At 55.7% G+C, this 11,932-nt stretch carries 6 protein-coding genes; 5 read left to right on the top strand and 1 reads right to left on the bottom strand.

The genetic code is table 11. The features are described from left to right. Positions 1-3 precede the first annotated feature (3 nt). Together KFZ77_RS15505 and KFZ77_RS15500 are read left to right on the top strand one after the other, a co-directional pair. Positions 4-9,198, top strand: a complete 9,195-nt coding sequence (locus KFZ77_RS15505) for a hemagglutinin repeat-containing protein (RefSeq protein ID WP_264384704.1) — start codon at positions 4-6, stop codon at positions 9,196-9,198. A 2-nt stretch (positions 9,199-9,200) separates the two neighbouring features. Continuing rightward, a complete protein-coding gene (locus KFZ77_RS15500; RefSeq protein WP_264384703.1) occupies positions 9,201-9,734 on the top strand; it encodes an immunity 42 family protein in 534 nt (177 codons plus the stop codon). 487 nt (positions 9,735-10,221) lie between these two features. On the opposite strand, the gene KFZ77_RS15495 is transcribed toward KFZ77_RS15500, so the two are convergent. After that, the gene (locus tag KFZ77_RS15495; protein ID WP_264384702.1) at positions 10,222-10,521 is read right to left on the bottom strand and encodes a DUF4139 domain-containing protein; all 300 of its coding nucleotides are present in this window, start codon (positions 10,519-10,521) and stop codon (positions 10,222-10,224) included. 259 nt (positions 10,522-10,780) lie between these two features. Here KFZ77_RS15495 and KFZ77_RS15490 point away from each other — a divergent pair, with 259 nt between their 5' ends. The 3 genes from KFZ77_RS15490 to KFZ77_RS15480 are packed head-to-tail and all read left to right on the top strand — an operon-like array spanning position 10,781 to position 11,810. Beyond that, positions 10,781-11,131 (top strand): DUF1971 domain-containing protein, encoded by a 351-nt coding sequence (locus tag KFZ77_RS15490; RefSeq protein WP_406678811.1) that lies wholly within the window; start codon positions 10,781-10,783, stop codon positions 11,129-11,131. Positions 11,132-11,133: 2 nt separating this feature from the next. Next, the gene (locus KFZ77_RS15485) at positions 11,134-11,466 is read left to right on the top strand and encodes a DUF1971 domain-containing protein (protein ID WP_264384700.1); all 333 of its coding nucleotides are present in this window, start codon (positions 11,134-11,136) and stop codon (positions 11,464-11,466) included. A gap of 8 nt (positions 11,467-11,474) precedes the next feature. After that, positions 11,475-11,810 carry a DUF1869 domain-containing protein gene (locus tag KFZ77_RS15480; protein WP_264384699.1) on the top strand — a complete coding sequence of 112 codons (336 nt, stop codon included), beginning with the start codon at positions 11,475-11,477 and terminating at the stop codon, positions 11,808-11,810. Positions 11,811-11,932 lie beyond the last annotated feature (122 nt).

The raw sequence follows: 11,932 nt of genomic DNA, 5'->3' as shown, positions 1-11,932 counted from the left end.
ATTATGGATAACCTCGCTTTGCCGGTGAAATTCTCCCAGCGCGCTGTCAGCTGGCTCATCATCAGTCTGCTGGTCTGGCAGCCGGTCGCCCCGGCGTTTGCCGCCGCGATAACGCCGAACGGCGCGGCCCGTATGGATAAGGCCGCCAACGGCGTGCCGGTGGTGAATATCGCCCCGCCCAACGCGGCGGGGATCTCTCATAACCAGTTCAAAGACTATAACGTCGGCAAAGAGGGGCTGATCCTCAACAACGCCACCGGACAGCTCAACCACACCCGGCTGGGCGGGATTATCCAGAACAACCCCAACCTGAAAGCGGGCCGGGAAGCGAAGGGTATTATCAACGAAGTGACCGGCGGCAGCCGCTCGCGGCTGGAAGGGTACACCGAAGTGGCGGGCAAAGCGGCAAACGTGATGGTGGCCAACCCGTATGGCATCACCTGCAGCGGCTGCGGCTTTATCAACACCCCGCAGGCCACGCTCACTACCGGTAAACCGCAGTTCGACAGCAAGGGCAACCTGATGGCGCTGGACGTCACCCAGGGCAGTATCACCGTGGAAGGCAAAGGGCTGGACGCCAGCAACAGCGACGCGCTGTCGCTTATCTCCCGCGCCACGGAGGTGAATGCTGCGATCCATGCTAAAGATCTGACCGTAACCGCCGGGGCCAACCGCGTTGCTGCCGATGGCAGCGTGACGGCGATTAACGGTGCAGGCCCGGCACCGACCGTGGCGGTGGACACCGGCGCGCTCGGCGGCATGTACGCCAACCGCATACATCTGGTTTCCAGCGACAAGGGCGTCGGGGTCAACCTCGGCAACCTCACCGCCCGGCAGGGAGATATCACCCTCGACGCCAGCGGTAAGCTGGTTCTGAACAACACCCTGGCCAGCGGGGCGCTGACTGCAAAGGCCGACAACGTGCAGCTGCGCGGCGAGCATAAAACTGGCGCGGCGCTGAACGTCGCCAGCCGCGGGGATGTTGGCCTGCAGAATGCCACCCTTGCCAGCGACGGTAAGCTCACGCTCACCGGGAAAGGTTCAGCCACGCTGGCGGGCTCCTCGCTGACCAGCGGCGATACCCTGACGCTTGCCGGTAAGCGGCTTACCCTCGACAAAAACAGCCGGGCAGACGGCGCGCGGGACGTGACGCTGAAGGCCGACGCGCTCACCCAGCAGGGGACGCTGCTCGCCGGTGGCGACGCCACGCTGGACGCAGCGCGCAGCGATAACAGCGGCATGGTCGCTGCCAGAGGCCAGCTCATCGCGACGGGGGAAGCGCTCACTAACCGCGGCACGCTGCAGGGGCGCGACCTTACACTGCGTAATACCGCGACCGACAACAGCGGCACGCTGGCCGCCGACCGGACGCTTAAAGTCAACACCGGCTCACTCATCACCGGGGCGGACTCGGTGCTGACCAGCAAGGGCGACATCGCCCTGAACGCCGGGCAAAACGCGGACCTCGACGGACGACTTAACGCTGGCAGCATGCTGAGCGCGACGGCAGATACGCTTCGCACCCGTAACACCGCCCAGTTACAGAGCGAGGGCGACCTGACGCTGAGCGGCAATGCCCTGCGTCTGGACGGCACCCAGGCCAGCAAAGGCACGTTGAGTGCGACGGCAGATGCGCTGACGCATGGGGGTAAAAGCAACGCGGCGGCGATGAAACTGGAGGCCACGACGCTGGTTAACACCGGCACGGTGGTGGCGGACACGCTCGATGCGACGGCAGATGACGTCAACAACAGCGGGCTGCTGCTGGCAAACGGCACCCAGACGCTCAACGCGGGGGCGCTCACTAACAGTGGCACCCAGGGTGCGCAGACGCTGAACCTGACTGCCGATACCATCAATAATACCGGCACGTTGCAGGGTACCGGGCAGCTCACCGCGACCGGACAGACGTTCAGTAACGGTGCGAGCGGCAAGCTGCTTTCCGCAGGCACGCTCAGTCTGAACGCCGATACGCTTGAGAACCTCGGTCTGATTCAGGGCCAGGACACCAGTCTGACCGCCAGCACCCTCAAAACCGGCGCAGGATCGTATACCCTGAGCGGCGGGGCGCTGACGCTGGATGCGGAACAGCTCACCACGCTGGGTACGCTGCAAGGACAGACAGCAGTGGTGACGGCGAACGGCTGGAAGCACGACGGCTCGTTGCTGGGGCTGGATGCGCTTGATGCCAGCGTAAATGGCACGTTGGATAACACCGGTGATCTGCTGAGCCAGGGCGCGATGGCGTTCTATGCGCAGACGCTGAATAACGGCGGCCAGATGGTGAGCGTGGGAGACGTCACGCTTGATGGTGCGCAGCTCACTAACCGCGGCAGTATTCAGGGCGACACCCTGAACCTGCACCAGAACAGCATTCGTAATGAGGGTACTCTGACCGGGGTCAGCGGTATGACGCTGGCGGCACGCGCACAGCTGATGGCGCGAATGGCGATGGCGGCCCCACAGCAGCAGCTAATCAATGATGCAACCGGGACGTTGCAGACCGGCGGCACGCTGGACCTCCATTCTGGCGAGGTGACTAATAACGGAAGCTGGCAGGGCAAAAACATCCTGCTCGATGCGCAGTCGCTTACCAACCGCGGCGCGATTCAGAGTGCGGATGCGCTGACGCTCGCGCTGCGCGATACGCTGACCTCAACCGGCGACAGTAAGATCACCGCCATCGGCAGCGCTGTTCTGGATGCGCAGATCCTTGTCAATCAGGGACAGTGGGCTGCAAAAAATCTGATGCTCACCGCTGACCGTGTTGAGAACGACGGCAGCGTGCTGGGAGATGACGGGCTTACGGTCAGCGCCGGGCAACTGACCCAGCAGCAAAACGGAAAACTGCTGAGCGGCGCAGACATGGTGCTGGATGCTACCGGCCTGAACGCGCTGGGGCAGATAGCGGCTCTCGGCAACCTGACGCTGACGGCGGCCCAGGCTATCAGCAACGGCGCGACGCTGGCGGCGGGTAAACAGCTCGCCGTGAGCAGCACGGGTGCGCTGGAAAACCGCGGCGTACTGCAGGGCGAAGGCGTTACGCTGAGCGCGGGCGGGCAGCTTACCAATGCCGGAAAAATTGCTGCCGGCGCAGATGGTGCCACCCTTAGCGGTAGCCACATTGTCACCAATGACGGCAGCACGCTGCAAAGCGGCGGCGACCTGAGGCTCACCAGCCGGGGCAATATCACCCTGAACGGCTTTACCGGCACCACCGGCAACCTGACCGCCAACGCACCGGGATCGTTACTGAACACCGCCCTGCTGTACGCCGGGAATAATATGATGCTCTACGCCGACAGCATCAAAAACCAACGTGGAGATATGCTGGCGGGTAATAATCTGACGATGCAGAAAGATGCCGCTGGCAAGGCTAATAGCGAGATTGTAAATACCTCCGGAAATATTGAGACGGAAAAAGGGGATATTACGATTCGGACGGGGCATCTGCTGAATACCCGAGAAGGTTTGAGTGTTGTGGAAAGTGTGACTAATAACGCTTCTTCTCTGCATGGAACATTACGAGTTAACCTACTTGATATAGATAAGGCCAAGCTTGGATATAACGAAACAGAAAGATGCGCAGGTAAAAATGACGTTTGCAGAAAGTCGCGAACTGTTACTATTCGCGAAGATGATCAAAGAGAAATATTGATAAGTAAAAGAACAGTAACTGTGGTTTCATCAGGTCCGGCAGCCAATATCGCGGCTGGTAATAATTTAACCGTTAGCGCGACTTCCCTGGAGAACAAAGCCAGTTCACTTTTCGCAGATGAAGATATTATGCTTTCGGGCGAGGCTTTAACAAATTTATCAGCGGAAAATGGGAGTACAAGTACTTATGGGGTTTATAAGTACAAATGTGATATCAATACCAGATGTGGAGCTCATGGTAGGGATATACAGCCAAACACTTCAGTTACGTCTTTAGTTAGTAATGGTTATGCCAGGAAATTAAATTATACTTATATACTCCAGCCTGAACTAAAAAACATAACCACTTCTGATGGTGTGGTCTTTAGCTCTGTTATTCAGGCAGGCGGCATTATTACCGCTAATTTTATCAATGATATCAGTAATGACGGTATAACAGCATATGCTGGCAAAGCCAACGGCACGATTACCCGCCCGCCGTTAACTCCATCAAGTCATCAGGAGCTCAGCGACTTAACACAAAACGCAGCGGATGTTGGCGATGAGATATTGGTAAATACATCTACCTGGCGCGATGAAATCGACTCGGCACTCTCGTTGTTGAATAGTGGAAGCGAAATCGAAGATGTTTCTGACGTTAACACCAGCGCCTATCCGTTGCCGACAAGCCAGAATGGCTATTTCGTCACTGACACCAACCCGAAAAGTCCGTATCTCATCACTGTTAACCCGAAGCTTAACGATCTGGGCCAGCTCGATCCGGCGCTGTTTGGCGATCTGAATAAATTGCTGGGCATCAGGCCGGGTGCAGCCCCGCAGGAAACACGCTCCACTTACACTGATGAAAAACAGTTCCTCGGCTCGTCTTATATGCTGGACCGCCTGAAACTCAACCCTGAATATGACTACCGTTTTCTCGGTGATGCCGCTTTTGATACCCGCTACGTCAGTAACGTTGTGCTCAACCAGACCGGCAACCGCTATCTGAACGGCGTCGGCTCTGAGCTGGAGCAAATGCGTTATCTGATGGACAACGCCGCCGCGGCGCAGTCGTCGCTGGGGCTGAATTTTGGTGTCTCGCTCGATGCAAAACAGGTCGCCGCGCTGGACCACAGCATTCTGTGGTGGGAGAGCGGCACCATCAACGGCGAAACCGTGATGGTGCCGAAAGTCTACCTGTCGCCGAAGGACGTGACCGTTAATAACGGCAGCGTGATTGCCGGGAATAACGTCTCGCTCAGCGGCGGGAATATCACCAACAATGGTAGCACCCTGCTGGCGAAGAATGCCCTGACACTCGACAGCCAGAACAGCATCAGCAACCTCAGCGACGGCCTGATGAAGTCAGGCAGTGGGCTGAACCTGAACGCCATTGGCGATATCAACAACGTCGGTTCCACCATCAGTGGTAAAACCGTTGCGCTTGAAAGCCTGACCGGGAACATCAGTAACATTACCCAGGCGGAACAATTTGCTGTCGATGCCCGCGGTAATCACGGCAGCGTCAGCCTGAAAGATACCGTGCTCGGTAGCACGGCCAGCATCAGCGCGACGGATAAGCTGTCGCTCGCGGCCGGAAAAGACATCACCCTGACCGGCGCAACGCTTGCCTCCGGCGGCGATGTAGTGATGAATGCCTGGGGCGATATCGCCCTGAATGCTAATCAGATAAACGATGCGTACAGCCAGTCCGGCTTTCGTCACGTCGACTCAACCAGCCGCGCGACCACAACCCAGCAAGGCAGCACCATCACCGCTGGCGGCAATCTGGTGATGAACGCCGGGAAAGATTTAACCGCGCAGGCCAGCGATATCAGTGCCGGGAAAAATGCCAGCCTGAGTGCAGGCAACGACCTGAACCTTAACGCCGAAACCACCGGTACCTCGCGCCGTGATGGCGGAAAAACCAGCTACAGCAAGGGCATCGATCGCACCACCGTCAGTGCCGGTGAGGACTTAGCCCTCGCCGCCGGACGCGACATCAACAGCCAGGCCGCGGGCCTTGCCGCTGAAAAGGATGTGAAGCTGCAGGCCGGACGCGACGTGAATTTGCTGGCGGAAGAGACCGGGTCCGGGAACAGCAGCAAAGCGAAGAAAAAAACCATCATCAATGATCATGTGCGCCAGCAGAGAACGGAGATTGCCAGCGGCGGCGACACCATCCTCCTTGCCGGGCGGGATGTGGTAACGCAGGCGGCACAGATTGTCGCCAGCGGCGATGCAGGCGTCAGCGCCGGACGCGATATCACGCTCGATACCGCCACCGAAAGCGACTACCACTACGAAGAATCGAAGAAAACCAAAAAAGGGTTCCTGAGTAAAAAGACCACCCACAAAATTTCTGAGCAGAGCAATACCCGTGAGGCGGGTACGCTTATCAGCGGCGATAACGTCACGCTGAATGCCGGACAGGATCTGAAGCTGGTGGGGGCATCAGTGGTGGGCGACGGCAACGTGGCGCTCAACGGTGATAACAGCGTCACGCTGGAGGCCGCCACCAACACTGATTCCTCGTGGCAGTTTAAGGAAACCAAAAAAAGCGGGCTGATGGGCTCAGGCGGGATTGGTTTCTCCATCGGCAGCAGCAAAACGGTGCATGACCTGCGCGAACGCGGCACTACCCAGAGCCAGAGTTTCAGCACCGTCGGCAGCACGGCGGGCAACGTGTCTGTGACCTCCGGGGGGCAGACGCGTATTGCCGGTGCGGATGTGATTGCCGGTAAAGACCTGACGGTGAAGGGCGATAATGTTGTTATCGAACCGGGCCATGACAAACGCACCCGCGATGAAAAGTTTGAGCAGAAGACCTCCGGGCTGACGCTGGCGCTCAGCGGGTCGGTCGGGTCGGTGGTCAACGGGGCGGTCACCGCCGCGCAGGCCGCCCATGAAGAGAGCGACAGTCGTCTGGCCTCGCTGAAAGCCACGCAGGCGGCGCTGTCGGGCATACAGGCCGGGTTGCAGCAGCAGCTCAGTGCTGCGCAGGGCGCGTCCGCGGCTGATACCGCGTTCCAGATTGCGGTCTCGCTTGGTGCGCAGAGCTCTAAATCGAAAACCTATGAAGAGAGCGACACGGTTACCGGTAGTCGTCTCACCGTTGGCGATAACCTCGCCATCACCGCCACCGGTAAAGGCAACGCGGCAAACAGCGGGGATATCACCGTAGTTGGTAGCCAGCTTAAGGCCGGGAAAGATGTTACGCTGGATGCCGCCCGCGATATCAATCTGATTTCCGGGCAGAACACCAACCTGGTCACGGGCAGCAACAGCAGCCATGGCGGTAGCGTGGGCGTCGCGCTGGGATTCGGCGGCACCACCAACGGGCTGAGCGTGTCGGCCAACGCGAACGCCAGCAGCGGCAAACAAAAGGGGAATTCCCTCACCCACAGTAACACCACCGTGGATGCCGGTAATACGGTAACGCTGGTCAGCGACCGCGACACCGCCCTTGCCGGTGCGCAGGTTAAAGGCTCGCAGGTAACGTCTGACGTTGGCCGCAGCCTGACCATCGCCAGCCAGCAGGACATCGACAACTACACCAGCAAGCAGGGCAGCGTCAGCGGCGGGCTGAGTTATACCTTTGGTGGTGGTGGGCCGGGCGGCAGCTTTAGTTTCAGCCGTGACAAAATGGACAGCAAATACCGCAGCGTCAACGACCAGAGCGGGCTGTTCGCCGGGGCAGGCGGGTTCGACGTCACCGTGGGTGAGCACACCCAGCTCGACGGCGCGGTACTGGCAAGCACGGCAACCGCAGACAAAAACCGTCTCGACACCGGCACGCTGGGCTTCGGGGATATCTACAACGAAGCCGACTTCAGGGTACAGCACCAGGGCGGCGGGTTCAGCACCGGGGGCATCGGCGCGCTGATTGCCAGCAACATTGGCAATGTGATGCTGGTGGGCGCGGGCAGCAACGGGCATTCTGATGGTACCACGCAGGCCGCCATCAGCCAGGGCACCATCGTAGTGCGGGACCAGGACCGGCAGAAACAGGATATCGCCGACCTGAGCCGCGACGCGCAGAACGCTAACGACAGCATCAGCAATATCTTCGACAAGGAAAAAGAGCAGCGCCGCATGGAGCAGGCGCAGCTTATCGGTGAGATTAGCTCGCAGGTCGGGAAGATTGTCTCGACGTTCGGTGAGATTGCGGCGACCGAAAGCGCGAATGAAAAAATGAAAGGCGTGCAGCAGGAGGACAGGGAGAGTGCACGTCAAGCGTGGGAAAAACTCAATCCGAATAAAACGGCGACAGAACAGGACATCTCACAGTATCTCTACGACGGGTTCTATAACAGTGCCCTGGAGAAGAGTGAGATGGGGACGGGCGGGTCGTACCAGCGCGCCATCCAGGCCACCACCGCTATCGTTCAGGGGCTGAGCGGCGGCAATATTAACGCAGCACTTGCCGGGGCGGCTGCGCCATATCTTGCTAATCAAATCGCACAGCATATTGCTAAAGAGGATAAGGAAGCACGCCTGATTGCGCATGCCGTTCTCGGTGCAGCCCTGGCGGCCGTCCAGAAACAGGACATCGCCGCAGGGGCAGCGGGTGCCAGCATCGGTGAGCTGACCGGGGTGATTGCGCTTGAGCTCAAAGGCGTCACGGCAGGCGAGCTTTCCGAGGCGGACAAGCAGACCGTGAGCGCGCTGGCGACGCTGGCGTCAACCCTGGCCGGCGGGCTGATTGGTGATAGTGGCGCAACGGCGGTGAATGCGGGCCTGGCCGGGAAGAATGCGGTTGAGAATAACCACCTCAGCCCGGAGCATCAAAAAAACCGTAGTGCAGAACTTGTTAGCTGCGGCAATGACACCAATTGCTTAAGTAGTGTCCGTGAACACTATGCTGAAGAATACGAGAGGGTTCAAAAAAAGATAAATACCTGCTCAAGTGCTGAGGACTGCATATCCATTGCGAAAGAACTGAAACAGTGGAAAACAGAAAACAGTGCAAGAAGCGATGAACTAACTGCAAGGATACGCGATAAAGGCGTTGACTCTCTTACCAAAGCTGAGCAGCTGGAATGGAAAAATCTGCGTGGCGCACAATCGAATTTTGAGGGTTCAATCAACACCCTGCTTTATCGCGCGAAAATGTATGGCGGTTCAGAAGATACTACAACTGAACTTGTTAACATTTTTGGTCATGCGGCGATAGCGAATGCTGCAGGTGTTACTGGCGGGGTCGCGAAAGCGAATGGCCGCGGTAGTCAAGGAAGTGCAATTCCCGTACCTTATCCCCAGAAAGCCAGCAATGGGATAGTTTATCAATCGAATGGAAAACATACTCCCGGTCAAAATGGTTATCATAGAAATGCCGGCACTGAACCTGCAAATTCTATTCAACTTTTTGGAAAATCGATGGAAAATGGTAAGAAGAGATATGCTTTGGATGAAAAAGGTGAGGTCCATCAATTTACAAATACAAATGATGGGACATGGCATTGGTCAGGGAGCACCGGGGATGCGTCAGTCCCTATAAAGAAAAGTGATATACCAAATGCTGTCAAAAAACAGTTTGGTCTACCAGGTAAATGGAGATAAAGATGATTATTGGTGATCCCTATCGATTTGCCATATGGGTGGAGCTCATTCCTCAATGGAGTGAAACTCATAAGAATGGTTTATTTTATTTTTTTGTGAACGGAAATATGTATCCAGATGATATCAGAACGTCAACACTTTCTGTTGATTTCAACGATGTTATTGATGAAGAGAATGCTCTTATATCGTTGCCCTGTGATGATGATTTTTTTAATGCACCATCAAATGAGGCCTTTCAAACTTTGTATAAGTTGGCATATCCTGAGTCGACACAGGAGGATGAATACCCAGAGCAAGTGTTTGATTTTTGCGCATCCCCCACTATTATTAAAGACTCTGGGGCGCTGTTTTTTGCTGTTGCAAGCGAAAGCGCAGTGCGGATTATCGGTGGAAAAATAACGACTCTTGTTGATGCTGGTGATCGTAAAATATGGAAAGATATTAGCAATCCCCACATTGAGAGCGTGATTATTAAGAAAAAAGAGCTAGAGGAAATAATAGACCGCTTGAAAGAATACATGAGTTGTATTCTATAGCATTTAAGCTATCGTAATAAATATCAGCTAATAAATTTAGCCAGACTTTTTGTATATGCAAAAAATATTTCCGAGGCGGGGTTTTTTTATTATTGTCAATAGATTGTTAATGTGCGCTTCGTGCTAATTTATTGGTTTTTTGATAAAGCTAATGATCGCATATCATTAATGTTTGTAATAACTAATCATTCGCTGATGTAAATACCTTACGGTCCGATATTAATTTTTATACTATGAGGTGGTTTAAGATGTGTTATATGAACTTACTCTGCAGTATGAGGAAGTTCGTGTCATTACCGATAATACCGATATTCAAAATAGTTAACTCAGTTAAATTAATATATTGGCTTAAATTGATTAAAAAACCAAAGCTGCAGACACCAAATAACTGATAATTAAATAAGCACACAAATGATATAAAAATTACAATCACCTCACCCCAAAATAAAAACCGGGCATCAACCCGGTATCACTTTCACATCTCACATCAATCAGCAAAATTATCCCGCCAGTGTTTTTCACTGCGCTCGCGCGCTTCGGCGGGGAGGTCGCGCAGTTCCGGCAGGCCGTCGCTGGAGCCGTAATCCATCGTGCTGCTCGCTTCGTCCTGCTCATCCTTTGCTGCAAAGGTCAGGGTTTCATCGATCTTTTCCCAGTCGCCGCCGCTGTGCTGGTAAATCAGCGCATAGGTCGGGATTTTCTCGTCGTCGCCATAAACTTCATATTTATGCGTGGGAGCATCGTCCGGGCCGAACTGCAGCGTGTCGATAAGTGTGGAATCAGCCATCGTTTTCTCCTCTGTCAGTAAGCTTTAAGCGTAGTCTATCCTCAGCCTGGCAGCGCTCGCGCAGCCCCTTCAACGCCTCCAGCCCCTCTGCTGACCAGCGTTAAAGCGTGATGTAAATCTCACTTTGCATCTGATTTTATAAGGTGTATTTTATATGCATCTTATTTGCGCTTTACCTGACTCTTTCGTGCCTCGCCGGTTGGCTGGCGGCACAGAACTTAAGCCTTTCGGGCTTACAGCATGAGGTAAGATTATGAATATGATTATCCCTTCGCATTACGTTCACACCCGCGCCACCGCCTTCTTCGATAAATCCAGCGTGCCTGCTGCGCTGCTCAGCCACCACAACACCAAAGCCGGGGTCTATGGCCGTCTCTCCGTCATGCGCGGGGCGGTGAAATACTTTGGTTTTCCGGACGCGGAAAGCACCACGCCGGATCTGGAGCTGGTGATCGAGGCCGGCAGTTTTGGCATCAGCCCGCCGCAGAAATGGCACCGCATCGAACTTCTTACCGACGATACCTTTTTCAATATTGATTTCTTCGCCGAACCGGACGCCCAACTGAATGGCAAAGGCTTTGGTCAGGTGGTCAACACCAGTAAGGCGTAGCAATGAACAGGATCGAAATTCCCGCCCATTATGTTCACGTTCGCAGCACGCCGTTCTGGAGCCTGCAAACCGCGCCGCCCGGCATCTGGCAGCGTCATCTCGATGCCGGCACGCGCCAGGGCGTCTTGCCGCGTCTGTCGGTAATGCGCGGCGCAATACGCTACTGCCGCTATGCGGACCAGCACAGCCCCGACGTGGTGGAAAGCTTCGTGATTAACGCGGGTCAGTTCGGCGTGTTCCCGGCGGAGGAGTGGCATCTGATCGAGGCGCTGTCTGACGATGTCATCTTCAGCGTTGATTTTTATGTTGATCCACAGATTCTTCTTGAGGAGTGAAACAGGCGATGGACGTTGCAACTGAAAACAAAGGCTACACGCTGGGACTGAAAAACCGTGAAACCGGGCAGAACGCCAGCAAGGTGTATATGAAACCGATGGCGCTGTATGTGCCTGCCGTGGCCGCCGCCGCGGTCGCCACCCTGGCCCGGACGCTGGGCGAGGCGCGGGGCAGCGTGGTGCTGACGGTGACCAACAACAATAACGGCGTGTCGGTGGATAAGGATTTTGCCACCCTTGAAGACGCGACAGACGAGACCAACGCGGCAGATGCCGTAAAAGCGCTTATCAATATCGTGCGTGGCTACGATGACGACGATGAGCATAACGTCTGCGGCTGGTAGCGCGCCGCGTCGAGCTGAATGGCATCAAACCCCAGTCGCGCTGCTATACGGGCGTGGTGCAGCGCCTGAAATAACCGCATTACTCTGAAACGCTCAAATATTATGCGCCATCACTGTCGTCG

The sequence above is a fragment of the Siccibacter colletis genome (assembly GCF_025914095.1).
GTDB lineage: Bacteria > Pseudomonadota > Gammaproteobacteria > Enterobacterales > Enterobacteriaceae > Siccibacter > Siccibacter colletis.
Note: the sequence above shows the minus strand (reverse complement) of the source record. Positions and strands in the feature narration are given on the sequence as shown.

Bases quoted from the DNA above. Each gene is read 5' to 3' on its own strand.
- KFZ77_RS15505 (WP_264384704.1), top strand. From the start codon at position 4: ATGGATAACCTCGCTTTGCCGGTGAAATTCTCCCAGCGCGCTGTCAGC.
- KFZ77_RS15495 (WP_264384702.1), bottom strand. From the start codon at position 10,521: ATGGCTGATTCCACACTTATCGACACGCTGCAGTTCGGCCCGGACGAT.
- KFZ77_RS15480 (WP_264384699.1), top strand. From the start codon at position 11,475: ATGGACGTTGCAACTGAAAACAAAGGCTACACGCTGGGACTGAAAAAC.
- KFZ77_RS15490 (WP_406678811.1), top strand. From the start codon at position 10,781: ATGATTATCCCTTCGCATTACGTTCACACCCGCGCCACCGCCTTCTTC.
- KFZ77_RS15485 (WP_264384700.1), top strand. From the start codon at position 11,134: ATGAACAGGATCGAAATTCCCGCCCATTATGTTCACGTTCGCAGCACG.
- KFZ77_RS15500 (WP_264384703.1), top strand. From the start codon at position 9,201: ATGATTATTGGTGATCCCTATCGATTTGCCATATGGGTGGAGCTCATT.